Source organism: Daejeonella lutea (genome assembly GCF_900168015.1).
Taxonomy (GTDB): Bacteria; Bacteroidota; Bacteroidia; order Sphingobacteriales; family Sphingobacteriaceae; genus Daejeonella; species Daejeonella lutea.
This window is the reverse complement of sequence record NZ_FUYR01000005.1, coordinates 111,843-138,263: the sequence shown is the minus strand read 5'-3', so window position 1 is coordinate 138,263 and position 26,421 is coordinate 111,843. Positions and strand designations below refer to the sequence as shown.

The window sequence follows — 26,421 nt, the reverse complement described above, 5'->3', positions numbered from 1 at the left end:
AGATAAAGGCATTTTTTCAACAAAGACAAGGTGAATATCAGAACCGACATAATATTACGCGTGTACATAGCTTTTGGGCTTATAGTGCTTTTTGCGTTCGCGGTTTTGTTTAAGCTTTTTCACGTTCAGATTGTCGAAGGAGCTAAGTGGAGATCAATGGCTGACAGCCTTTCTACGCGGTTTGCAAATGTTGAAGCTGCGCGAGGAAATATTTATGCGGCAGATGGGAAAAGTTTGCTGGCAACTTCAGTTCCTGAATATGAGGTTCGGATGGATTTAATGGCCGGAGGTATCGAAAAGGACGAAGTGTTTTACGAGAAAATCGATTCGCTGGCGGCCAAGTTGTCTACTTTTTTTGGCGATAAATCAACCAAGCAGTATTCACGAATGTTAAGGAACGCGAGGGCAGACAGGGCGCGTTATTTGCTTCTCAAACGTAATGTGACTCACCAGGAGTTGAAAGCGATCAGGAAATTTCCTGTTTTCAACATGGGCAGGTACAAAGGAGGATTGATCGCCGTGCAGCAAAATAAGAGAATCATGCCATTCCAAAGTTTGGCAGCACGTACTATAGGATATAAAAACAATAACGTCCAACCTGTCGGGCTTGAGGGAGCTTACGGATCCTATATTGACGGGGAGAGTGGAAAGAGATTGGTGCAGCGAATCGCTGGAGGGATTTGGATGCCTGTAAATCAGGATATAGAAATAGCACCAAAAGAGGGAGCTGACATCATATCAACTATTGATGTCAATATGCAGGATGTAGCTCAAAGGGCCTTGAAAAAACAGTTGATCCTGAGTAATGCAGATCACGGTACAGTCGTTTTAATGGAGGTTGCAACTGGCGAAATCCGGGCCATAGCAAATTTCAGTAAGGAAAGTGAAGGTGTTTACAAAGAAAAATTTAATTACGCCATTGCTGGGAACCAGGACCCGGGATCGACTTTCAAGGTAGCTTCGTATATGGCGCTGCTTGAGGATAAAAAGGTAGATACAAATACGATGGTTGGAACTGGCACATATCCAATCCCCGGCAAAGTTATAACTGATTCGCACGGCAGTATAGGAACAGTGACCGTAAAAAGAGCATTCGAAGAGTCATCAAATGCTGCTATTGCCCAACTGGTAAACTCAGCCTATAAGTCAAATCAATCTAAGTTTACAGATCATTTATACAGGTGGAATCTTCAGGAAAAGCTGCAATTGCAGATTCCAGGCGAGGCTAAGCCTGTAGTTAAGAATCCAAATAACAGGAGCTGGAATAAGAATATGACCTTGCCACAAATGGCTTATGGTTACGAGATGCAGCTTACACCTTTAAAAATGCTGTCCTTCTACAATGCAATTGCAAATGACGGGAAGTATATAGCACCCATTTTTGTTAAAGAAATCAAGCGCCTTGGTAATACCGTAGAGCAGTTTAAAGCACGCGTTATTAACGAAAAAATTTGTTCCGATGAAACTCTTAGTAAGATCAGAGCCATGCTTGAGGGCGTTATAACAAATGGAACAGGTAAGACTGTTATCAAGAGCCCGTTCTACACAGTTGCAGGTAAGTCTGGGACAGCTCAGGTTGCGGATGGCAATAAAGGATATAAAGCAAAAAGACAATATCAGGCATCCTTTTGTGGTTATTTCCCGGCTGAAAATCCGAAGTACTCATTGATTGTAGTGATTAACGATCCGAAGAACGGTTATTATGGAGCTCAGGTAAGTGGCCCCGTATTCCGTGAAATAGCTGACAGGGTATATGCTGCCGACATCAATATGTATGATTCCATGAAAGATCAAAAGTTGGCGGGCAACGTAAAAATGCCATCAGCGAAGGCAGGAGAGAAAAAAGCTACTCAAAGAATATACAAGGCATTTGGAGTTAAAACTTTGTTCGCTGCTAATTCAGAGAATGTTACCGTAGATACAAACAAAGGAGTCGTCAATGCGGAAATAAGGATTGTTGAAGGATCAGTTCCCGACGTAAGTGGCATGGGCCTGAAAGATGCATTGTATGTATTAGGCAATTCGGGGTTAAGGCCAATTGTGAGAGGTAGCGGAAAGGTCATGAAGCAATCTATTGCTGCAGGTACCAGAGTGGGAAAGGGTTATCCAATAGTATTAGAGCTTAACTGATGAAGGTACTAAAGGACATATTATATGGTGTTTCGCTGAAACAAGTATCCGGCTCAACGAGTCTGGAGGTTACTTCGATATGTTTCGATTCGAGGAAAGCTGAACTAGGATCATTATTTGTTGCTGTCCGGGGGACTTTATCTGATGGTCATCAGTTTATAGATACGGCGATAACTCAAGGTGCGAAGGCAATTATCTGTGAGAAATTTCCAGATGCTCTACAGGAAGGAGTGAGTTATTTTCTTGTAGAAGATTCTGCAAAATCACTTGGAATAATCTCAGCAAACTTCTTTGATCATCCATCTTCCAAGCTTAAACTGGTAGGGGTGACCGGCACTAATGGAAAAACAACAGTTGCGACCTTGCTTTTTCAATTATTTCGTGATCTGGGATACAAATGCGGACTGCTTTCTACTGTTCAAAACCAGATTAATGATGTAATTGTACCCGCTACACACACTACACCCGATCCTATTTCGCTGAATAACTTGCTCAACGACATGATCAATAGCGGATGTGATTATTGTTTTATGGAGGTCAGCTCGCATGCTGTCGCTCAACATCGGATCACGGGTTTGCAATTTACCGGGGGTATTTTTACAAACCTCACCCATGATCACCTGGATTTCCATCAAACTTTTGACGCATATCTAAAGGCAAAAAAGGCATTCTTTGATTCTTTGGAAAGCAGTGCGTTTGCCTTGACAAACATTGATGATAAAAATGGAATAGTGATGCTGCAAAATAGCCGGGGTCATAAAAAAACTTACGGGTTAAAAAATATCGCAGATTTCAAAGCTAAGATCATCGAAAATCATTTTAGTGGCCTGCTTCTCAACATCGATGGTGAGGAAGTTTGGTTTAAAATGGTAGGCAGTTTCAATGCATACAATTTACTGGCAGTGTACTCAACAGCAATGTTGCTTGAGCAAGATAGAGCGAGGGTATTAATATCACTTTCCCGATTGAGCGGTGCCGAAGGCAGATTTGATTATCTAGTTTCTCCGACGGGAATTATTGGTATTGTTGATTATGCCCATACCCCTGATGCGGTTCAGAATGTTCTTCAAACCATTCAGGATATTCGGACCGGTACCGAACAGGTGATTACTGTAATAGGATGTGGTGGAGACCGGGATAAAACCAAGCGTCCGGTGATGGCTCAGGTGGCCTGCGACTGGAGTAACAAGGTGATCCTAACCTCAGATAATCCAAGGAGTGAATCTCCTGAACAGATCATTCACGATATGGAAGCCGGAGTCATGCCCCAAAATAAGAAAAAGGCAATCTCAATCATAGATAGAAAAGAGGCAATAAGAACAGCGTGCCACCTGGCTAAACCGGGAGATATTATCCTCGTTGCCGGGAAAGGCCATGAGAAATACCAGGAAACTGCCGGTGTTAAACATCCTTTCGATGACAAACAGATTTTAACTGAAATTTTAACCCTGATGAGCTAATGTTATACTACCTGTTTACCTGGCTGGATCGGCAATACGATATCCCTGGGGCTGGATTATTCCAGTTCATTTCATTCCGGACAGGGATGGCAGTTATCTTATCGCTGTTCCTCACTACCGTGTACGGAAGCAGGCTGATCCGGATACTTAGAGCGAAGCAAGTTGGTGAATCAGTTCGAAATCTTGGGCTCGAGGGACAGATGCAAAAACAAGGGACACCAACTATGGGCGGGCTGATCATCCTTCTGGGCATCCTGCTTCCTACCCTGTTATTTGCGCGGCTTGAAAATATCTATATAATATTGATGCTGGTTACAACTGTTTGGATGGGAGTAATAGGCTTTGTTGATGACTATATAAAAGTCTTCAAAAAAGATAAGGAAGGTCTTGCTGGAAGGTTCAAGATCATGGGGCAGGTGGGACTTGCACTAATTATCGGATGGACCATGTATTTCCATCCCGACATAGTCGTTCGGGAGCAGCTTGGAAACTTGTCACAAGCTACCGCACCTGTTGAGGTTCATAAACGGGGCAATGAGGTTTATTATACTCAGGATGTTAAATCAACTCAGACTAATTTTCCATTTTATAAAGATAATGAGTTCGATTACGCCAAAGTCTTAACATATATCGGCGATGGTCTTGAAGGTTACTCCCTGGTGGTATTTTTGCTGGTTGTCATAATAATTGTAACTGCTGTCTCAAATGGCGCAAATCTTACCGACGGTATTGACGGGCTCGCAACCGGCTCTTCAGCAATTGTAGGGATCACGCTGGCAATACTTGCATACGTTTCGGGAAACACGATTTTTGCAGACTACCTGAATATAATGTATATCCCGTATTCAGGGGAACTTGTAATTTTCGCAGGAGCATTTGTAGGTGCCTGTGTCGGCTTCCTTTGGTACAACTCCTATCCAGCCCAGGTCTTTATGGGCGATACAGGCAGTCTGGCTATAGGCGGAATAATTGCTGCCTTCGCTATAATGATTCGTAAGGAACTTCTGATACCAGTGTTGTGTGGTGTTTTCCTGATAGAGAACCTGTCTGTAGTGATTCAGGTGGCTTATTTCAAATACACCAAACGAAGATTTGGTGAAGGACGCCGTGTTTTCATGATGTCACCCTTGCATCATCACTATCAAAAGAAGGGGTATCATGAAGCCAAAATCGTGACCAGATTTTGGATCGTCGGGATCATGCTGGCTATCCTAACTATTGTAACCTTAAAACTGCGTTGATGGAAGGAAAGAAATATATCGTGGTTCTCGGTGCTGGTGAAAGTGGTGTTGGCGCAGCTTTGCTTGCGCAGAAGCAGGGGTACGAAGTTTTTGTATCGGATATGGGCCCTATTGCCGATAAATACAGGACGGAGCTTGAAGAAGCTGGGATTTCATTTGAACAGGAGAGCCATACTGAAGCAAAAATCCTATCTGCTACTGAGGTAGTTAAAAGTCCTGGTATCCCTGAGAAGGCACCAATTATAAAAAAACTTACAGAAAAAAATATCCCGATTCTCTCGGAAATCGAATTTGCAGGCAGATACACTAATGCAAAAATGATTTGCATTACTGGGTCAAATGGGAAGTCGACTACAACGATGTTAACCTATCATATTCTCAAAGATGCCGGTCTGAATGTGGGACTCGGCGGAAACATTGGGAAGAGTTTTGCGAAACAAGTCGCGTTCGAGCAATACGATTACTATGTTCTTGAGATCAGCAGCTTTATGCTGGATAATATGTACAAATTCAAAGCTGATATATCCGTATTGCTGAATATTACACCAGATCACCTGGATCGCTACGATTATAAGATGTCGAATTATGCAGATTCCAAGTTTCGGATCATACAGAATCAGACTGAAAAAGACGTGTTTATTTATTGCACCGACGATGCTGAAATTCAGTCTGGCATAGAGAAGCGTGGAATCAGTTCCAAAGTTTATCCATTTACAATTGAGAAGGTACTATCTGAAGGTGCCTGGCTTGATGGGAAGCAAATAACAATCAATACAAACCACAAAAACCAAGAACCACTAATCATGTCAATTACCGAATTAGCCCTGCAAGGCAAGCACAACATCTACAACTCTATGGCATCTGGCATAGTGGCTAAAGTGCTTGAATTAAGAAACGAATCTATCCGTGACAGTATGGGAAGTTTCAATAATATCGAACATCGGCTGGAGCACGTAGCAAAAATTTCCGGGATTGATTTTATTAATGATTCTAAAGCTACAAACGTTAATTCTACTTGGTACGCTTTGGAAAGTATGCCAGCACAAGTTGTACTTATCCTTGGTGGTGTGGATAAGGGGAATGACTATGGCATGCTGAAAGATTTGGTTAAAAGCAAAGTTAAAGGGATCGTTTGTCTTGGAAAGGACAATAAGCGAATTCACGAAGCATTTGAAGATGATGTTGAAGTGATTGTGAATACTTTCTCAGCAAGTGAGGCCGTACAAATTGCCTATCATATGGCAAAGAAAGGTGATACCGTACTGTTGTCCCCGGCTTGTGCAAGTTTTGATCTTTTTAAGAATTACGAAGATAGAGGCAATCAATTCAAGAAAGCAGTAATGGAACTTTAGTCCCAATTAAGAATGGAAAGGCTCATTAACAAAACTAAAGGTGATCGTTGGATCTGGCTGATAGTGATCTTGCTTTCGGTATGGTCTGTGCTCGCTGTGTATAGTGCTACGGGAACTCTTGCTTATAAGCAGGGGGTTGGGAGTGAGCAATTCCTCGTAAAGCACCTGGTAATGATCATAGGCGGTATCGCCCTGATGTACTTTTCGCATTTGCTGGATTATCGCCATTATGCTGGGATTTCAAAGATTTTGATGATTATCACGATACCCTTATTGATGTACACGCTTTTGTTCGGAAACCACGTGAATGATGCGAGCCGGTGGGTTACAATTCCTATCATCAATCAAACCTTTCAAACCTCGGATTTAGCAAAACTTGCCCTTATCACGTTTCTGGCCAGGACGCTATCTAAAAAGCAGGAAAATATCAAAGATGCCAAGAAAGCCTTTTTGCCGATTATGGGCTCAGTATGTATAATATTCATTCTTATTCTTCCGGCAAATTTATCTACAGCAGTAATGTTGTTCGGTGTAAGTATATTATTGCTCATTGTAGGAAGGATAAGTATTAAGCAAATCTCCATTGTTGGGCTGGCCGGATTGGTGATTCTTACAAGTGTTGTTTTAATAGGCAAGGGACGGAGCGCCACCTGGATGTCACGGATCGAAGTATTCATGCATCCGGAAAAGGCCGACCCTGATAAATCATTTCAGGCGAATCAATCCAAAATTGCCATAGCCACGGGCGGTGTTTTTGGAAAAGGCCCCGGCAACAGTACCCAACGTAATTTTCTTCCCCATCCATATTCTGATTTTGTGTTCGCATTAATTATTGAAGAGTACGGTCTTGTAGGGGGAGTGGGTCTGGTCCTTTTATATCTGGTATTTCTCTACCGATGCACCCTGATCGTGACGCACAGCCCGAAAGCATTCGGTGCGCTGCTTGCCGCAGGTTTGAGCTTTAGTCTGACAATACAAGCTTTTGCGAACATGGCCGTAGCGGTTGGTTTAGGTCCCGTAACAGGAGTTCCCTTGCCATTAGTGAGTATGGGTGGAACATCTATATTGTTCACAAGCGTAGCTTTTGGGATTATCCTGAGTGTTAGCCGCGATATAGATGAAAAGAAAGAAAAAAGTAAAGAAAAAGTAATTGTTGGGGAGATCCCCGCAATGGGATAACATATGGGAAAGCGAGTGATCATAAGTGGTGGAGGTACCGGCGGACATATATTCCCTGCTGTAGCCATCGCTAATGCACTCAAAAAAATCTCTCCCGATATTGAAATTTTATTTGTCGGAGCCAATGGCAGAATGGAGATGGAAAAAGTTCCCGCCGCAGGTTATGAAATAGTAGGACTGGATATTCAAGGGTTTCAGAGAAATTCCATAGTGAAAAATATCCTGTTGCCTTATAAGATAATCATGAGCTTGATCAAATCGAGAAGTATAATAAAGAATTTTAAACCAAATGCTGTTGTGGGTGTTGGTGGATATGCGTCGGGGCCTCTATTATTCGCTTCTTCATGGATGAATATTCCTTATTTGATACAGGAACAAAACTCTTATGCCGGAATAACCAATAAAAACCTTGGAAAAAACGCTAGGAAAATCTGTGTTGCCTTTGAAGGAATGGATAAGTTTTTTCCAGCGGAAAAAATACTTATCACGGGAAATCCAATTCGAAAAGAAACTGTGGATATTGATGGGAAGCGGGACGAGGCATTAAAATTTTTCAATTTATCACCATCTAAGAAAACTATACTGGTTACGGGAGGAAGTCTGGGAGCTGGAACGCTGAATAAAAGTATGCTTGATGGAATAGATAAAGTTATTGCCGACGACGTTCAACTCATTTGGCAAACCGGTAAATACTACTATCAGTCAGTGAATGAACAACTCAAAGGTAAATTCCATGCGAATATTAAAGTCCTAGAGTTTTTACAGAGAATGGACTTCGCATACGCAGCAGCTGATGTAATTATATCACGCGCCGGTGCAGGGACGATCGCGGAACTTTTTGTTATAAAAAAGCCGGTGATCCTCGTTCCATCTCCCAACGTGGCGGAAGATCACCAGACTCAAAATGCGATGGCGCTCGTGAGAATGAATGCAGCTGTTCTTGTGAAGGACTCGGACGCGGAAAATGAATTGCTGAACTCTGCTTTAAAGTTGCTCAAAGACGAGGAAAAGCAAGCTGAACTTGCAAAAAATATTGGTTTGATGGCATTGCCGGACGCCGACGAAGTCATTGCCAATGAAGTTTTAAAAATTGCTAACTAAGGATATCACAAGAGTTATGGAGTTAGAAAACATTAAAAGGGTTTATTTAATTGGTATCGGCGGAATTGGAATGAGCGGTCTTGCCAGATATTTCAAGAAACGGGGGGTAGTTGTTTGTGGTTATGATAAAACTTGTACTCCTCTAACCGCTGCCTTAATGAATGAGGGTATACCAGTGGTATTTCACGACGAAGTTGATAATATCCCAGTGAGTTTTCACGAAAAAGACGCTAATACATTAATAATCTATACCCCTGCAATCCCGAAAGACTCTGCGATTCTAAATCATTTCAAAGCGGGTGGTTTCACTTTTAAAAAGCGGTCTGAAGTACTGGGTATCATTAGCAAGGGCATGTTTACCATAGCTGTTGCGGGTACACATGGAAAAACAACGACTTCCAGTATGATAGCGCACGTACTGAAGGACAGTGGATATGATTGCTCAGCATTCCTTGGCGGAATTGCCAGCAATTACAACAGCAATGTCCTATTTGGCGAAAATAATACTATGGTTGTTGAGGCTGACGAGTTCGATCGTTCGTTCTTAACGCTTTATCCGGATATCGCCATCGTAACGTCAATGGATGCCGATCATCTAGACATTTATGGTGATAAAAGTCATCTTGTCGACTCCTTTAAACAGTTTACATCCCAACTAAAACCTGGGGGCAAGCTTCTGTATCGAAATGGATTGGATTTGAAAAACGGACAGACTTATGCAGCAAACGCAGTCGCTGATATTCAGGCTGTAAATGTTCGGGTAGAAAATGGCAGTTTTCATTTTGATTTTAAAAATAGTGACCTGGTGATTGAGAATATTGAGATGGGACTTCCAGGACTTCATAATATTGAGAATGCTGTAGCCGCTGTTGAAGTTGCCCTCAAACTTGGAATTAGGCCGGATAAAATCCGTGCTGCCTTAGGTAATTTCAAAGGTGTGAAACGTCGTTTCGAATATATAGTTAAAAACAAAGATTTTGTTTACATCGACGATTATGCTCACCATCCGGAGGAACTTCGAGCATGCATTCAGGCTGTTAAGACATTGTACCCGGATAAGAAGCTAACTACCATATTTCAGCCGCATTTATTTACGAGAACAAGGGATTTCGCGGACGGATTCGCAGAGGTGCTGGGAATGACGGACGAATTAATTATGCTCGACATTTATCCGGCAAGAGAACTGCCTATCCCAGGCATCGATTCGGAGATGATCTTAGAAAAAATTGATTTGTCAGACAAGCAAATATTGACTAAGCATGCGGTTGTTGACTACGTTCGTGAAGAGAAGCCAGAACTTCTGCTCACAGTAGGCGCAGGGGATATAGATACTTTAATTGATCCACTTAAAAAGGTTTTAGAGAATGCTTAAGAAGATCAATTGGAAGCTTATTTTTTACTGTTTCAGCTGGATTGTGTGTCTAAGCGGAGTGGTTGTCCTGATGAGTTTCATCAGCGTCAAAAAAGATAAGCAAAAATGTACTGATCTTAAAGTCATGCTTCCAGGCAATAATAATTTTATTGAGCGCGAGGAAGTTGACAGAATTCTGCTAGGAAACAGCGGAACGCTGGTAGGAAGGAACCTGGAAAATATTAATATTCATAACCTGGAAAATGTGTTAAAAGCAAATCCATTTATAGAATATGCCAAGGTTTTCGCAGATATGGATGGTGTAATACACGTTGACATTCGCCAGCGTAAACCTTTGATCCGGATTATAAACATGGCCAACGTGAACTTCTACATCGATGAAAATGGGTTTAAAATCCCAATGTCCGATAATTATACAGCAAGGGTTCTGGTAGCCAATGGCCTGATAGATGAAGATTTTTCAGGAAATGTGGATACACTCTCATCGCAGCTGGCAAAGGATCTTTTCAGAACTGCGAAATTCATAAGGCAGGATACATTATGGAATGATCAGGTGGAGCAGCTTTACGTTAGCCTCAAAGGTGACATTGAAATCGTGCCTCGCGTAGGAGATCATAAAATTATCCTGGGAACAGCGGACTCACTTGAAACGAAATTTAGGAATCTTTTGGTGTTTTATAAGAAAGCAATACCAAAAGTGGGATGGGATACTTATAAGTCGATCAATCTTAAATATGCAAACCAGATTATATGTGAACGCAACATAATTGACAGTACAGCTATTTCTACCGCCACGATAAAGGCAGCTATTGATAGCACATTAGCATCAAAACCAGATTCAACAACAAATTAATGCACATAATATGGACAAGAGTAACTCAGCTTCAGTCAAAAATTCACCAATAGTTGTAGGCCTGGATATAGGTACAACGAAGATTTGCGTTACCGTTGGTCGCAGAAGCGAACACGGTAAGATCGAAATTTTGGGTATGGGAAAAGCCGAATCCGCTGGTGTAACCCGCGGAGTGGTATCAAATATTCAAAAAACAGTGCAGGGAATAATCCTTGCTGTTGAAGAGGCAAGCGCCCAGTCGAATGTTGATGTTAAGATCGTGAATGTTGGTATCGCGGGTCAGCACATAAAAAGTCTTCAGCATAGAGGCATACTTACCAGAAAAGATCTGAATACTGAGATCCAGAGAAAGGATATCGACAAGCTGATCGAGGATATGTACAAACTGGTGATGCCACCGGGTGAAGAGATTATTCATGTTCTTCCGCAAGAATTCACCGTTGATAATGAGCCGGGGATTAAGGATCCGATTGGTATGGCTGGTGTGCGTCTGGAAGCGAATTTTCATATTATTTCCGGACACGTAAGTGCTGTGAAGAATATTATCAAATGTGTAGGTAACGCGGGTTTGGAAACCCAGGAGTTAATACTGGAACCACTTGCATCTTCTGAGTCGGTGCTGAGCGACGAGGAAAAGGAAGCAGGCGTAGTGCTGGTTGACATTGGTGGTGGAACTACGGATCTTGCTATTTTCCATGAAGGTATAATTCGCCATACAGCTGTTATTCCATTTGGGGGCAATAGTGTCACAGAAGATATCCGAGAAGGATGTTCGGTAATGAGAAATCAGGCTGAGTTGTTGAAGACCCGTTTTGGATCTGCTCTGGCGGAAGAAAATAAAGAGAATGAGATCATTTGTGTGCCAGGCCTTCGCGGAAGGGAGCCTAAAGAGATCTCCGTAAAAAATCTTGCTTTTGTTATCCAGGCCCGGATGGAAGAAATAATCGAGCATGTTTATTATGAAATCAAATCATCCGGCTACGAGAAGAAGTTGATTGCTGGTATAGTTATTACGGGTGGTGGGGCGCAGTTGAAGCATTTGCCACAGCTCGTTGAGTATGTGACGGGTTTAGATAGTCGGGTTGGCTATCCAAATGAGCATTTGGCGAAAAATGATGTGCTTCCCAAGCCTACATATGATGAATTGAAGAGCCCGATGTTTGCCACCGGTATTGGACTGCTTATTAAAGGAATTCAGAAAGCAGAGCAGATCGAAGAATCGAGCAGACGCATCGGACTTCCTGAAGAGAAGGCACCTGTAGCAGACAAGTCTAAAAAGAGCCTTGGACTGTTTGAAAAAATTCTGCAGTCAGGAGCAAAATTCATCAAGGACGATATCAAGGACGAAGATTATATACGTTAATTATCCACAAAGTGGCGAGTTTCCCACATATCTAACAATTGTGGATAACCTGTGTGGATAAATGGCTAATATTACGGCAGGAACTGTCAAAACAAAGATTTTACCTAACTGATAAGAGATATGCAGTTTGAAATGTTAAAAGAAAAATCATCGATTATTAAAGTTATCGGTGTTGGTGGCGGCGGCGGGAACGCAGTTAACCATATGTATCGTCAGGGAATTACGGGTGTAGATTTCATCATCTGTAATACCGATGCTCAGGCCCTGGAACTCAGCCCGATTCCAAACAAGGTTCAACTCGGTGCTAGCCTAACTGAAGGTATGGGAGCCGGTTCGATTCCTGAAGTTGGAAAGAATTCCGCTATTGAAAATATCGAAGATATCAAGCGGATGCTGGGCAGCAACACCAAGATGCTTTTTATTACCGCAGGGATGGGTGGTGGAACGGGTACTGGTGCCAGCCCAATCATTGCGAAAGCTGCAAAAGAAATGGATATCCTGACAGTGGGTATTATAACAACTCCTTTTTCATTTGAAGGAAAACGCAGAAAAATTCAGGCCGAAGAAGGACTGGATGAGTTTAAAAAATATGTAGACTCTTACCTGGTAATTTCCAATGACCGGCTACGGGAGATTTTTGGGAATCTCACTCTTGGATCTGCCTTTGCACAAGCCGATAATATATTGACTACTGCGGCAAAGGGTATCGCGGAGATTATAACCATACCTGGTTATATCAACGTTGACTTTAAAGATGTGCGCACAGTAATGAAAGAAAGTGGCGTAGCAATTATGGGAAGCTACGCTGCGGAGGGTGAAAATCGTGCTTTACGCGCGGTGGAAGGGGCATTAGCTTCTCCATTATTAAAAGATAATGAGATTGAGGGTGCACGGTATATTTTGCTGAACATTAGTTCCGGTGACAAAGAGGTCACGATGGATGAAGTAAGCATCATCACAGATTATATCCAACAGGAAGCTGGATTAGCTGCGGATCTTATTTGGGGTAACTGTTCAGATGAAGCATTGGGTGAGAAAATTTCGGTAACTATTATTGCAACAGGATTTCAAACCAAGGAAGAGCGGGAAGTTGAGAAGAGTCAGGTGAGGAAGGTATCTTTACTGACTCCAGAACAGGCGCCGCTTGTTAGACCTGTACATGAGAACACCTTTATAGCGCCAAAGGTGGAAGAAGTTGGCGAACCAGTGCTAAAGAAAGAAGAAAGCCAGGTTGATTTGTTTGCCGGCTATTTTCAAAGTACTCCTAAGGTAGAAGAAGTAACTAAGCCTGATGCGGATTATGTACGGCACACATTGAACGACGAAATTCCGGCCGACAGCATAAAAATTGAACCTTCGTTTGAATTTGAAATGAAGGCAGATGAATTTGAGATAAAAACTGAGGAAGAAGAGCAATTGCCTGTGATGGAAACTTGGGTTGAGGAAGAGCAAATCCCTAACCCGGATGAAAATAAAACTGACGAATCAATAGAAGAGCAGCTTCGGAAATCCAAAGAGCGTATTCTCCGCCTGAAGGATCTCAGCATGAAACTTCGTACTAGTAACGGACTGCAGGAGCTTGAAAGTGAGCCAGCTTACAAACGCAAGCAGATGTCATTACAGGATGTTCCACATTCTTCGGAATCCCAGGTATCACGTTTTACCTTAAGCACTGAAGACGGAATCACTGAGATTCGCCCCAACAATTCTTTTCTGCATGATAATGTAGATTGACATAATCCAAGTCAGCATAAACGCCTTTATTCGCATCTAGGATAAAGGCGTTTTGATTTTATGGCATTATAATTACATCGAGTTGAATTAGCTTTTGATAATCAGGCGGGTAAATCTTAACTTTGCGGGAAAGATACGCTAACATTTAATAATATAAGGTTTGGATTTATTTGATAAAATTTCGAAAAATATGGGCCCATTGGGCCAGCACCAAAAGATGGCGCATGGTTATTTTTCTTTTCCGAAGTTGGAAGGTGAGATTGCTCCTCACATGAAATTCAGGGGCAAGGAGCATTTAGTGTGGAGCCTTAATAATTATCTTGGCCTTGCTAATCACCCTGAAGTTAGAAAGGCTGATGCGGAAGGTGCCGCAGAATTTGGATTAGCTTATCCGATGGGTGCACGGATGATGTCAGGTAATTCAAATAATCATGAAGCCCTGGAAAAAGAGCTTGCGGAATTTGTAGGAAAGCAAGATTCATTCCTTCTTAATTATGGCTACCAGGGTATTATGTCGGCTATAGACGCTTTAGTTGACAGGCATGATGTGATCGTTTATGATGCTGAATCTCATGCATGTATCATTGACGGTGTTCGTTTGCATCAGGGAAAACGGTTTGTTTATTCCCATAACGATATGGAAAGCCTTGAAAAGCAGCTTGAACGTGCTGCCAGATGGGTTGAGAATACGGGCGGTGCAATTCTTGTAATTACTGAAGGTGTATTCGGCATGTCCGGTGCGCAGGGTAAGCTTAAAGAAGTGGTCGACCTAAAACAAAAATTCAATTTTCGAATCTTAATAGACGATGCACATGGTTTCGGAACTATGGGCGATACTGGTGCGGGAACTCACGAAGCCCAAGGCTGTATAGAAGGTATTGATATTTATTTCGGAACTTTCGCTAAGTCGATGGCTGGAATCGGAGCTTTCATAGCTTCAACGGAAGAAATTACAAATTTCCTGCGTTACAATATGCGTTCCCAGACATTTGCAAAATCACTTCCAATGCCAATGGTAGTAGGCCTTCGTAAGCGTTTAGAGCTTTTGAAAAGCAAACCAGAATTGAGAGAGAAGCTTTGGGAAGTTGCAACAACTCTTCAAAAGGGCTTGAAAGAACGTGGCTTTAATATCGGCGTGACAGATACTATGGTTACTCCTGTTTTTCTTGAAGGAGAGTTATCTGAAGCTACAGCTATTACAATGGATCTTCGAGAGAATTATGGAATATTCTGTTCGATTGTTGTGTACCCGGTCATACCAAAAGGATTGATCATGTTAAGGCTTATCCCAACAGCCTTACATACTATTGAAGATGTCAATCGGACATTGGATGCATATAGTGAACTTGCCGTGAAGCTTAAAAAAGGTCATTATAAAGAGAAAAATCTGGCAAACGCCTAGTGATAGCTCGCTGTAAAGAAAGTGCCCTTAAACAAGCTTTAAGGGCACTTTTTGTTTATGTTCGATTTGTAAACTACTGAAATAAAACGCTTTATATTTTTACGAAGCACATTTGTTGTGGATAACCTGCTTAAATGTGGAAAAAAACGCTAAAAACGCATGATTTTATTTTTTTCAATTATTCTTTTTTAAGAAAAAACATTCTACATTAGTAATAGTAATCATACTAACCTCAAAACTAAAGGAGTACAAACATGAAAAAATTCCAAGAAGCAAAAAGTTTATTCGAATCACTGGAAGCAGATGCTGACAAATTCTACAACAAGGCAAACAGCGCTGCAGGTACCCGCGTAAGAAAAGGTATGCAGGATCTAAAAAACCTTGCGCAGGCTATCCGTCTTGAAGTTCAGGAAACTAAAAACAAAGAAGCGGCTAAAGCTAAGAAATAGTTTGCAGAAGAAATTTAATGCCCGTCTCAGCTAACTGTGGACGGGTATTTTTATTATATCAGTTTTAGCTTTTGTAGTTCAGTCTGAATTTTTGAAGCAGTTTCCACGCTAACATTCACAAGGGGTAAACGTAAGGTATCGCTGCAGATATTCAATAGCTTAAGAGCCGCTTTTACTCCACCAGGATTGCCTTCGGCGAAGCACAAATGAGTAAATTCCACAAGGCTGTAATGAAGCGGCTGAGCCTCAATGAATTTTCCATCCAGGCACATCCTAACCATGGTAGATAAAATACCCGGTAAAGCATTCCCTACTACAGAAATCACCCCAACGGCACCTGCCGAAATAAGAGGTAAAGCAATAGCATCATCACCAGAGATCATCAGGAAGTCCTCCGGTTTGTCACGTATAATTAGGTTGAATTGGTCAAAGCTACCCGAAGCTTCTTTCGTACCGAAAATATTCTTAAAGTCATGGGCCAAACGCAGGGTTGTGTCGGCAGAGATGTTCATACTGGTCCTGCCCGGAACATTGTAGATCATCACAGGGAGATCGGAGGCTTCAGAGATCGCTTTATAATGCTGATAGATTCCTTCCTGAGTAGGTTTGCTGTAATAAGGGGAAACGGATAGTACAGCGTCATATGCTTTATTGTCAAACTTTTTGAGGTCACGAATAACTTCGGCAGTGTTGTTGCCTCCAATACCTGCAATAAGCGGTATCCTTCCTGCTGTGTGTTCGGCAGTGATGTCCCATACCTCTTTCTTTTCATCACTGCTAAGCGTTGCTGCTTCTCCAGTTGTTCCAAGTGATACTATATATTCAACACCACCGGAAATAATGTAATCAATCGTGTTCTTTAGTCCGGAATGATCAATAGAACCGTCTGCTTTAAATGGAGTGACCATTGCTACTCCTGTGCCGTGAAATTTGTTCATTCTGGTATTTTTAATTCGACTGTTATTTTGCGAATTTAGCAGGATAAGCCGCAATTTGAAAACGATTCGTGAAAATTCGCAGTTTTATCAAACATTATTTAAGCATTTGCAGTAATTCGGCATCGGAAATCATTGGGATTTTCAACTTTACAGCTTTTTCAAGTTTAGAAGGGCCCATGTTGTCACCTGCTACCAGGTAATTTAATTTTGCGGAAATACTACTTAAAATTTTACCACCATTCGCTTCAATGATATCTTTCAGTTCGTCGCGGCTGTAGTTTGCAAAAACGCCCGAAATAATGAAGGACAGCCCCTCAAGTTTGGTGCTTTGCAGTTCAATTAGAGTTTCAGATGTTTCGAATTGTAAGCCGTGTCTTCGAAGCACCTCGATCTGCTCGATATGACGTGGCTCCTTAAAATATTCAACAATACTTTCTGCTATCCGTTCACCTATCTCGTCTGCTGCAGTTAACTCCGAAAGGGTGGCGTTCATCAAGCTATCGATGTTCTTAAAATGTGCTGTGAGCTTTTTTGCAACAGTCTCTCCCACATAACGGATTCCCAAGCCAAACAATACCTTTTCAAATGGCATTTGTTTCGACTTTTCGATTCCCTCAAGCATATTTTTGATTGATTTTTCTCCAAAGCGGTTTAGTTCTTTTAGCTGGCCTTCTTTTTCAAAAAGCGAGTATAAGTCGCTAATGTGCTGCAATAAGCCATTTCGGTAAAAGGAATCGATTGTTTCCTGACCTAAACCTTCGACATTCATTGCCTTGCGGCTGATAAAATGCTGCATTTTACCAATTATCTGAGGTGGGCATGCTTCATCATTGGGACAATAGTGCACTGCTTCACCTTCTTTCCTGATAAGATTGCTACCGCATTCCGGACATACTTCCGGATAAATTATCGGTGCCGCCCCAGATCTGCGCTTTATGGTATTAACCGAAATAATCTTCGGAATGATTTCACCACCTTTCTCTACCAGCACCGTATCACCTTCATGAAGATCAAGTCGCACAATCTCATTTGCATTATGGAGAGTTGCCCTTTTAACCGTTGTACCGGCCAGCAAGACCGGCTTAAGATTTGCTACGGGAGTAACTGCCCCAGTACGTCCAACCTGGTAAGTTACTTTTTCCAATATCGTTTCAACTTCCTGGGCCTTGTATTTATAAGAAATAGCCCACCGCGGGGATTTTGCCGTGAATCCGAGCTCCTGTTGCTGGCTGTAATTGTTTACCTTAATTACTATTCCATCAATGTCATAGCTCAGACCAAACCTCTTTTCCTCCCAATAATGAACGAAATCAAGAACCTCCTTTATATTTTTGCAAAGTCGGGTATGCTCACATACATGGAATCCCCAGCTTTTAACAGCCTCTAAACTTTCCCAATGTGTGTTGTAAAGGCGTTTATCCGTATAAAGAAAGTAGAGAAAACAGTCAAGCGGTCGTTTTGCTACCTCGCTCGAGTCCTGCATTTTAAGGGTTCCGGAGGCAAAATTTCTTGGGTTCGCATATGGAACTTCGTTATTTTCAAGACGTTCAGCATTCAAACGATCAAAAGCGGGTTTATGCATGAAAACTTCGCCCCTGATCTCGAACATTTCCGGGAACTCGTTACCTTTTAAGTTTTTTGGAATAGTCTGGATTGTCTTGGCATTTGTTGTAACGTCGTCGCCTTTGGTACCATCACCACGTGTAACAGCCCTGAGTAACCTGCCGTTCTCATAGGTAAGGCTTAACGACAGTCCGTCAAATTTCAATTCACAAACATATTCGAAGTTATCGCCAATTGCTTTGCGGACCCGTTCATCAAATTCGTTTAAGTCCTGTTCATTGTAGGTATTCCCCAACGAAAGCATGGGCCATTTATGCTTTACAGTCTCAAATTGTTTTGTAATGTCGCCTCCAACTTTCTGGGTCGGAGAATCGGGGTCCTGTAATTCCGGATAAGCCTTTTCCAAAGAAGCCAGCTCTTCCAGTTTTTTGTCGAATTCAAAATCTGAAATTGTTGGTTGCGCCAATACGTAATAATTATAATTATGGTTGTTCAGCTCTTGTACAAGGGTCTCAACACGTTCTTTGATTTGGGAAGTAGACATTACAAAATGGAAAATTTAGAATTGACAATGTTATGTTCAGGGTCTAAAAATACTAAAATCGTTTTTCACGGATGGTATGGGAGTGTAACTGGTTATTTCAATTGTCCAATACTTTCTCTATTTCGTCGAAAATTTCCATAAAGCATTTTTGCAGATTCTCATGGTAGCTGATTAAAATCGAACTAAGCTGTAATACCTGCGTTTCACTCATCGGATCGGGCCAGATACGCATACAGATGCGATTCAGTGCAAACATGATGTTGTGGGTTTCACGATAACTATGGAGATAATTTGCTTCAAGAAACTGATCAAAGAACTTAAAAAAGTGTGGTGTGTCGTCTATCTTATTAAGTTCGAGAAAATTATGAAGAGCTTGGCGGTTGGATCCGCGAAGATTCGAGTACAGCAGATCAGCATCGATAAGTTTTTCAGTTAGCAGAATGCTGTCAAGCATAATCTCCAGGGCAATGTGCGCCAGGAATGAGGGTCGGACCGGCGAATGTTCCAGGACCGGAGCGATTGCCGTTCGGATAGAATTGGTGTGTTTTATGAAAAAACCTGAATTATGAAAATGCCGGTCGACGATGAGATGACGCTTCCATCCTGTGAGGATAGCTTGTTCAAAAGAACCGGTGATAAGATGTTCATTCTTATGTGGATGTAAATTCCAATCTTTTCTGGCATTTTTTACAAGGTCAGGCAATACAGTTCCCAACACAATGTTTGGGTCGCTGGTTTGTCTGTCAAAATAAAAATGAGACAAGAAGTTCATAGTAATAGGATAGACTTGTTACTAATACGCGTGATCCTCTTTAGAAGTTCGCCTGACATAAATTTATGAAAATTTTGCGATGCCTGGCTTTTGCCAATTCTGTTATATTTGCAGGAAAAACAATATTGCAAGGATGAATTTTGTAGAAGAATTACGCTGGCGGGGAATGCTGCATGATATAATGCCCGGGACTGAAGAAGAACTTAATAAAGGGCAGACATCAGGCTATATAGGTTTTGATCCCACCGCTGATTCACTGCACGTTGGTCATCTTACTCAAATCATGACCCTAATTCACTTCCAGCGGGCGGGTCATAAACCCTTTGCTCTTGTAGGCGGGGCAACCGGTATGGTGGGTGACCCCTCAGGAAAATCTGCTGAGCGGAATCTTCTATCGGAAGATGTTTTGAACCATAATGTGAGATGTCTGGAAGGCCAGCTGAAGAAATTCCTGGATTTCGACTGCGGTGCAAAAAGTGCTGAAATGGTTAATAATTACGACTGGTTTAAAAACTTTACATTTCTGGATTTCATCCGCGACGTAGGTAAACATATTACTGTCAACTACATGATGGCAAAAGACTCTGTAAAAAAGCGCCTTGAAGGTGAAACCGGAATGTCCTTTACTGAATTTAGCTACCAGCTCGTTCAAGGATATGATTTTTATTATCTGTGGAAGGAGAAGAACTGCCTCGTACAAATGGGTGGTTCTGATCAATGGGGTAATATTGTAACTGGTACGGAAATGATACGCCGTAAAGCTTCAGGCACTGCGTATGCGATTACAACCCAACTGATTAAAAAGGCAGATGGAACTAAGTTCGGCAAAACGGAAAGCGGGGCTGTATGGCTCGACCCCGCTAAAACATCGCCATATAAGTTCTACCAATTCTGGCTGAATACAACCGATGCAGATGCTAAAAGCTGGATCCGGATCTTTACACTGAAATCTCAACAAGAAATCGAAAATTTGGAAGCCGATCACGATCAGGCACCGCATTTGCGAATTCTCCAGAAAGCCCTGGCTGAAGAAATCACCGTGAGAAGCCACTCTGAGGAAGCTCTCCAAACAGCATTGAAAACATCTGAATTTCTATTTGGTGGAGGCTCCCTCGAGTTTCTTAATGGTTTAAATAAAGAACAGGTTCTTGACGTATTTGAAGGTCTTCCACAATTCACAATCTCTACAGCTGAGTTGGCTGCAGGCATCAATGTGACTGATTTGCTGGCAGAGAAAACTACAGTCTTTCCATCGAAAGGTGAGGCGAGGAAAATGATAACAGGTGGCGGGGTTTCTGTGAATAAGCAAAAGGTCGATGATCCGGCACATTCGCTAACTACTTCCGACCTTATTAATAATAGGTTTCTCGTAGCTCAAAAAGGAAAGAAAAACTATTTCCTGATCATTTCGGAATAATTATGTCTTTTTAGATAATTTATCTTCTTTTCATTTTCGTATTTAGTATTATAGCGCACTGCTGGGTTGATGCAGCTACGTATGCAGACTTAGTTTGATTCCACGTCTAAAGTGTATCACCGATAACGGTGAAATTCATTTTTGACTTTTAATTAAACAGGAGAAAGTGCATCTTAATAGTAAAATTGAGGGGTTGATGACATGGCCGGTAGGCATGCGAAACATACGCACCATTTGTAACTCAAATTTATGCGCATAATACTTCCGATTATTTTAAGCGTACTCACTATCCTTTTCTGTGAAAGTCAGGGATTTTCCCAACCCGGCAATAAATCGCCGGAGGGCAAATTTAAAAACGCAGGGCAGCAGGAAGTCATTGAAAAAGCTTATCTGCACTTTGACAGACCATTCTATTATTCAAGTGATACCATTTGGTTCAAAGCATATCTTGTCGATGCAGACAATCGCCTCACGGAAAACAGCCAACTCCTTTATGTTGAGTTAATTGATCCAACTGATCGCGTCATAAGAACATTGAAAGTGCCGCTTAGTGCCGGCCTTGGCTGGTCAGATATTCCGTTGGAAGCTAATACGGCAAGTGGAAGTTATCGAATTCGGGCGTACACCAACTGGATGAGGAATTACGATAACAGTGGTTTCTTTACAAAAGAAATTTCTGTTGTAAACATTCTGTCGTCCGACATAAAGACTAAAGTGGATTACAAGAGGGTCGGGGATGAGGTACAAGCACAACTGAGTTTCAAGGATCTGAAAGGTGAGCCTCTTGCCCGGCGCCAGGTATATCATAATATTTCTGGCAGGCAACAAAAGGGTACAACGGATGATTCAGGAAAGGTGATTCTACAACTTGACACTAACCGGATTAATGAATCTCGCACAATTTCAAGTCGCATTATTAACGGTGCTGATACGGTTTCAAAGACTTTTTCTATACCAAAGCTGGCTCCGGATTTTCACGTTGCCTTTTTTCCTGAAAGCGGAAACTTGGTTGCAAATATTCCTTCACGGCTGGCTTTTAAAGTCGTCGGTTCCGATGGACTTGGTCTGGATGCAACGGGCTATATTGTCGACTCATCTAATTCCCGGATAGCAGAATTTGAAACAGCACATTTAGGTATGGGAGTGGTGGGAATTAATCCTATGCCCAATATGACCTATACGGCTCACATAGTTACCGGTAATGGTTTAAAGAAGACAATTACTTTACCAGTGACTTCTCTTCAGGGCTATGTATTAACCCTTAACCGTGATGGCGCGAATTTGGCAGTCCGCGTCCGTATAAGTGAAAAGTTGTTTGGGGGAGGTAATTTTTCTTTAGTGGTACGAAAGCCAGGAAATTCCCAGATATTATCCCGAACTGCAATTAATAAATCCTCGATGGTGGTACGAATTCCACGCGAAGTCCTGCTTTCGGGGATAATTGAAATTTCCTTGTATGAGAATGAAAGGGCTGTAGCCGAACGAGTAGCTTTTGTCCATAATCAGCAGGAGCTGAATATTTCACTTTCTCCAATTAATTCGAGTTACGAAGCAAATAAACCATTAACGCTCAAGCTGGATGCAAAAAACGCAAACGGTGTCGATGTACTGGCAAATTTTTCAATTGCAATTGTTGATGAGGATCTTGTTAAGGTCGATGAAGAAAGCGAGGTATCGATCGTTTCAAATCTGCAGTTGACATCAGTACTGAAGGGCTATGTCGAGCGCCCTCAATATTATTTTTTACAAAGAAGTGAGTTGAAAGAGCAGCATTTGGATCTGCTAATGATGACACAGGGTTGGCGCCGATTAATTAATACATCTCCTACATTCACTGCAGAAAAAGGAACAACGATCAAAGGAAAAGTAGTTCGTCCATTTGGTGGGCCGGTGCCCGGCTCTTTGGTTAGTCTGATAATCCAGGGAAGCGGTGAGCCAATGATACAGGTAAAAGCAGACGAAAACGGATCATTTGCATTTGAAAATTTGAATTTTGAGGGTGAACGTAATTTAGTGTTCAGCGCATACAGCGCTGATGGTAAATCGAATGTTAAAGTTGTAATTGATACCACAGGAAACGTACGGCCTGCTATTGGCCCGCGACAATACATCCCATCAGAAAGTATAACAGATAGTATTTTACAAAAGGGAGAGCAGGGATATCTCAGTTATCTTAAACGCTATCAAGACGTTACAAAATCTCAACTGCTGCAAGAGGTTGTTGTTAAAGCTACCGCTACAAGGAAGATTCCCAATTCCAAAAATCTAAACAACCGGGATGTGACATACTCTTTTCCCGAGAATCAATTCGGTCATTACATAAATTTAGCGGATCTGCTGCAAGCAAAAATTACCGGTCTGGTCATTCAAACCAATGCCCGGGGTGAACGTACGGCCAAGACCGCAAGGAGTATGAGCCGACTCTTTCGGGGAGCTCCGCCCATGATGATATATTTGGACGGTGTTCCAACGGGACATAACCTCAACGAATTTAACCTCGCTGACTTCGAAGGTGTAGAGGTTTTAACTGAAGATAATGAGCTAGCAATTTATGGGGCTCAGGGGGGAGGCGGAATCATTCTCCTGACCTCTAGAGCGACGGGTCCGAAAATAGATCCACCAATGAATGTTTCATTAATGAAAATGGTTGGTATGGCGCCACGGCGTGAATTTTACTCGCCACTATACAGAACTGAGCTGAACCCCCCGTCAAATAACAACAGAGCAACGATCTACTGGAACCCTTCAGTATTTACCAATAGCGTTGAGTCTAACGAATTTACGTTCGTTACCGGAATTAAGCCTGGCAAATACAGAATAGTAATAGAGGGAGTGGACGAAAATGGAAATCTCGGTAGTAAAGTCTTCACTAGTGAGGTTAAATAACATGAAATGAAATTTAAAAAGTCACTGACGTTGCTCTCCTATGTTTCGTTTTGTCTAAGCCATATTGCGGTATATTCTCAAACTGGCCCCACTGAAATATCAAAGGCGCTGGATACCTTTTACAAAATGACACCTCATGAAAAAGTCCACATTCATTTTGACCGGCCTTTTTATTCAGCGGGAGATACTATATGGTTTAAGGCCTATCTGGTCAATCAGGGAAATCTACTCACAGAGCATAGCAAGATCCTTTATGTCGATCTCATCGATGACAAAAACCTAATCGTTAAAGGCATCAAGGTGGCGATCAACGCTGGACTCGGCTCCGGTGATTTTGTACTGGATCAAAACTTGAAAGGCGGAAATTACAGGGTACGAGCCTATACCAACTGGATGCGCAATTTCGGCGAGGATTATTTCTTCAATAAACATATTCCTGTGAGCGACGTGTTTACAAGCAGAATTAATACTAAAGCTTCATTCTCGTATTCCGGGAAACAGCTTGTTGCTGATATTCACTACAAAAATATCGATAACCTGCCTCTATCGAATGCGGAGGTTTGGTACTCTGTGCCAAAGGACAATAAAAGGCAATTATCGGGCCGTGGGCGTACCGACGAAAGTGGAAAATTAAGAATAAGCATCGACACATCTGATCTTTCCTTTTCAAAGATTTTAACGACCAGAATTAAAGTGGACAAGGATACAGTCGCTAAAGGATTTACTCTACCAGATGCCCTTAAAGATTTCGATGTGCAGTTTTTCCCTGAAGGAGGGGAGCTCGTGAACAATATACCGTCAAGAGTGGCTTTTAAGGTAACAGGGTCGAATGGACTAGGATTAGATGCATCAGGATATATTCTCAACTCTGCAGGTGCTAAAATAACAGACTTTGAAACCGATCATGCCGGGATGGGCTTGTTTGGCCTAAACCCGCAGCAGGGTGAAAGTTACAAGGCTCACGTCAAGCTCAGCAATGGTTTCGAAAAAATCGTCGATATTCGGCCGGCGCTTGAATACGGTTACGTGATGACTGTTACGGAAGAAGGTCAGGATATTGTCGTAAACGCTCGGGTTATTTATCAATTATTAAAGGAGAATGAGCTGACTTTGGTGGTTCAAAGCATGGGCAGGATTTACGGTACATCCAGTACAATTGTTGATAAATCACTTCTGACTGTTCGCATCCCCAGACTGAGACTTCCCGGCGGTATCGTTCAGCTAACACTTTTTTCAGGATTGAATACGCCTGTGGCCGAGCGGCTCGTATTCGTGGATAATTCTCTGGATAATTCGCGGCTGCAAATTACGCCAGCCCGGAACGAGTATGAGATGAAAGAAAGAGTGCGACTTAAATTCAATGCCCGTGATGGATTTGGTAACCCGGTTCTTGCGAGTTTCTCTCTGTCGGTCACGGATGAAGCAAAGGTGCCGTCTGATGAGGATAAGGAAACTACGATATTGTCGAACCTGCTGTTAACTTCCGAGCTTAAAGGCTTCGTCGAAGATCCCAATTATTATTTTAATGAGGCTAACACGGACAGGAAACGCCATCTCGATCTCCTGATGATGACACAAGGCTGGCGGCGCTTTGAGTGGAAGGATGTGTTTGCTAGAAAAGTTCCGGAGCCAGAATTTCTTCCCGAGCGTGCTCTGAAAGTAAGCGGTAGAATAACAACCGCGTTAAATTCGCCTGTTCCTTCCGCGAATGTAAACCTGATGATTCCCGGTCAGGGTATGCCGATATTAAATACACGGACGGACGAAGCAGGTAAATTTACTTTTGACACCCTGGATTTCGAAGGCCCGGTCAAACTCATGCTGCAGGCGAGAAATGAGCGCGAGAAAGCTAATGTAAATATCTTGCTGGATTCACTTGTTGCTTTGCCTGTAAACAACCTCAATGTTCCACTTGCGGATGTTTTATCAAAGCTGGATAGCACCGTTATCACGGATGCAGATGATGAATATCTGCTGGAAATGAAGCGTTTTGTCGATCTGAACAAGGCACTTAGTCTTGCAGAAGTTACCGTCAGGGCTACAAGGACAAAAAAAATACCTGAGTCGCTAAATATTAATGGTAGCGAGGCTGAATTAATCTTCACAGAAAAGGATCTGGAAACCGCAATTAGTGTCGAACACGGTTTAACAAGGACCGGGTTGCCCTTCAGGATTCAAGGACCGATGCAAAAAAAGGATGTAGTTTACAGGGGCGATACGATGGCTATATATATAGACGGGGTGCGACAGGACGATATGGGTGTCAATGAGATTAACGTAAATGATGTCGCGGGAATAGAAATTTTGACCGGTCCGCATGCAGCGGTTTACGGAGAACACAAAATTCTTTTTGTAACCTTAAAATCAGGTATGCCAAAGCCTCCGGGCCCTCAAATGGGTGAATTAATTAGGAACGCTGAGGGCTATGCGCTCGAACGCCAGTTTTATTCACCACGCTATGGCGACCCTAAAGTTCCCGAACCGGTAAAAGATCATCGTAAGACGATATTCTGGGAGCCCTATATTATGACGAATAAATTAGGGGATGCAGATCTCAGCTTTTTTACCGCTCAAACACCTGGGACTTACAAAATAGTAGTTGAAGGAATCGATGAGCACGGTACGGTGATCAGGAAGGTTCTTAGAAAGGAAGTGAAGTGAGATC

General features: G+C 42.2%; 18 protein-coding genes. 15 read left to right on the top strand and 3 right to left on the bottom strand.

Annotation, left to right across the window (positions count from 1 at the left end):
• The first annotated feature begins 30 nt into the window (after positions 1-30).
• The 12 genes from B5X60_RS16590 to B5X60_RS16535 all read left to right on the top strand — a co-directional run bounded on the left by B5X60_RS16590 (position 31) and on the right by B5X60_RS16535 (position 15,636).
• The gene (locus tag B5X60_RS16590) at positions 31-2,130 is read left to right on the top strand and encodes a penicillin-binding protein (RefSeq protein WP_079703850.1); all 2,100 of its coding nucleotides are present in this window, start codon (positions 31-33) and stop codon (positions 2,128-2,130) included.
• Positions 2,130-3,590: a UDP-N-acetylmuramoyl-L-alanyl-D-glutamate--2,6-diaminopimelate ligase gene (locus B5X60_RS16585; protein ID WP_079703849.1), complete on the top strand. Its 1,461-nt coding sequence runs from the start codon at positions 2,130-2,132 to the stop codon at positions 3,588-3,590. The genes B5X60_RS16590 and B5X60_RS16585 overlap by 1 nt, the downstream gene beginning before the upstream one ends.
• Positions 3,590-4,831, top strand: a complete 1,242-nt coding sequence (gene mraY / locus B5X60_RS16580; protein ID WP_079703848.1) for a phospho-N-acetylmuramoyl-pentapeptide-transferase — start codon at positions 3,590-3,592, stop codon at positions 4,829-4,831. Before B5X60_RS16585 ends, mraY begins: the two co-directional genes overlap by 1 nt.
• Positions 4,831-6,183: a UDP-N-acetylmuramoyl-L-alanine--D-glutamate ligase gene (gene murD, locus B5X60_RS16575; protein WP_079703847.1), complete on the top strand. Its 1,353-nt coding sequence runs from the start codon at positions 4,831-4,833 to the stop codon at positions 6,181-6,183. Before mraY ends, murD begins: the two co-directional genes overlap by 1 nt.
• 12 nt (positions 6,184-6,195) lie before the next feature.
• The gene (locus B5X60_RS16570; protein WP_079703846.1) at positions 6,196-7,362 is read left to right on the top strand and encodes an FtsW/RodA/SpoVE family cell cycle protein; all 1,167 of its coding nucleotides are present in this window, start codon (positions 6,196-6,198) and stop codon (positions 7,360-7,362) included.
• A gap of 3 nt (positions 7,363-7,365) precedes the next feature.
• Positions 7,366-8,463: an undecaprenyldiphospho-muramoylpentapeptide beta-N-acetylglucosaminyltransferase gene (murG, locus tag B5X60_RS16565; RefSeq protein ID WP_079703845.1), complete on the top strand. Its 1,098-nt coding sequence runs from the start codon at positions 7,366-7,368 to the stop codon at positions 8,461-8,463.
• A gap of 16 nt (positions 8,464-8,479) precedes the next feature.
• Positions 8,480-9,835 (top strand): UDP-N-acetylmuramate--L-alanine ligase, encoded by a 1,356-nt coding sequence (gene murC / locus B5X60_RS16560; protein WP_079703844.1) that lies wholly within the window; start codon positions 8,480-8,482, stop codon positions 9,833-9,835.
• The gene (locus tag B5X60_RS16555) at positions 9,828-10,688 is read left to right on the top strand and encodes a cell division protein FtsQ/DivIB (protein WP_079703843.1); all 861 of its coding nucleotides are present in this window, start codon (positions 9,828-9,830) and stop codon (positions 10,686-10,688) included. Before murC ends, B5X60_RS16555 begins: the two co-directional genes overlap by 8 nt.
• A gap of 10 nt (positions 10,689-10,698) precedes the next feature.
• A complete protein-coding gene (ftsA, locus tag B5X60_RS16550; RefSeq protein ID WP_079703842.1) occupies positions 10,699-12,051 on the top strand; it encodes a cell division protein FtsA in 1,353 nt (450 codons plus the stop codon).
• Between the two features lie 120 nt (positions 12,052-12,171).
• Positions 12,172-13,785, top strand: a complete 1,614-nt coding sequence (gene ftsZ, locus B5X60_RS16545) for a cell division protein FtsZ (protein WP_079703841.1) — start codon at positions 12,172-12,174, stop codon at positions 13,783-13,785.
• A 160-nt stretch (positions 13,786-13,945) separates the two neighbouring features.
• Positions 13,946-15,187 carry an aminotransferase class I/II-fold pyridoxal phosphate-dependent enzyme gene (locus B5X60_RS16540; protein WP_079703840.1) on the top strand — a complete coding sequence of 414 codons (1,242 nt, stop codon included), beginning with the start codon at positions 13,946-13,948 and terminating at the stop codon, positions 15,185-15,187.
• A 254-nt stretch (positions 15,188-15,441) separates the two neighbouring features.
• Positions 15,442-15,636: a histone H1 gene (locus B5X60_RS16535; protein ID WP_079703839.1), complete on the top strand. Its 195-nt coding sequence runs from the start codon at positions 15,442-15,444 to the stop codon at positions 15,634-15,636.
• A 53-nt stretch (positions 15,637-15,689) separates the two neighbouring features.
• On the opposite strand, the gene dapA is transcribed toward B5X60_RS16535, so the two are convergent.
• The 3 genes from dapA to B5X60_RS16520 form a co-directional block, all read right to left on the bottom strand.
• Positions 15,690-16,574: a 4-hydroxy-tetrahydrodipicolinate synthase gene (gene dapA / locus B5X60_RS16530; protein ID WP_079703838.1), complete on the bottom strand. Its 885-nt coding sequence runs from the start codon at positions 16,572-16,574 to the stop codon at positions 15,690-15,692.
• 94 nt (positions 16,575-16,668) lie between these two features.
• Positions 16,669-18,681, bottom strand: a complete 2,013-nt coding sequence (gene ligA / locus B5X60_RS16525) for an NAD-dependent DNA ligase LigA (protein ID WP_079703837.1) — start codon at positions 18,679-18,681, stop codon at positions 16,669-16,671.
• Between the two features lie 97 nt (positions 18,682-18,778).
• Complete coding sequence (locus B5X60_RS16520) at positions 18,779-19,453, bottom strand: ACP phosphodiesterase (RefSeq protein ID WP_079703836.1); 675 nt, start codon at positions 19,451-19,453, stop codon at positions 18,779-18,781.
• A gap of 133 nt (positions 19,454-19,586) precedes the next feature.
• On the opposite strand from B5X60_RS16520, the gene tyrS reads away from it, so the two are divergent.
• From tyrS to B5X60_RS16505, 3 genes are all read left to right on the top strand, one after another.
• The gene (gene tyrS, locus B5X60_RS16515; protein WP_079703835.1) at positions 19,587-20,870 is read left to right on the top strand and encodes a tyrosine--tRNA ligase; all 1,284 of its coding nucleotides are present in this window, start codon (positions 19,587-19,589) and stop codon (positions 20,868-20,870) included.
• 249 nt (positions 20,871-21,119) lie between these two features.
• Positions 21,120-23,756, top strand: coding sequence for an MG2 domain-containing protein (locus B5X60_RS16510; RefSeq protein WP_079703834.1), 2,637 nt, complete (start codon positions 21,120-21,122; stop codon positions 23,754-23,756).
• A 6-nt stretch (positions 23,757-23,762) separates the two neighbouring features.
• The gene (locus tag B5X60_RS16505; protein ID WP_079703833.1) at positions 23,763-26,417 is read left to right on the top strand and encodes a TonB-dependent receptor plug domain-containing protein; all 2,655 of its coding nucleotides are present in this window, start codon (positions 23,763-23,765) and stop codon (positions 26,415-26,417) included.
• Positions 26,418-26,421: the final 4 nt, after the last annotated feature.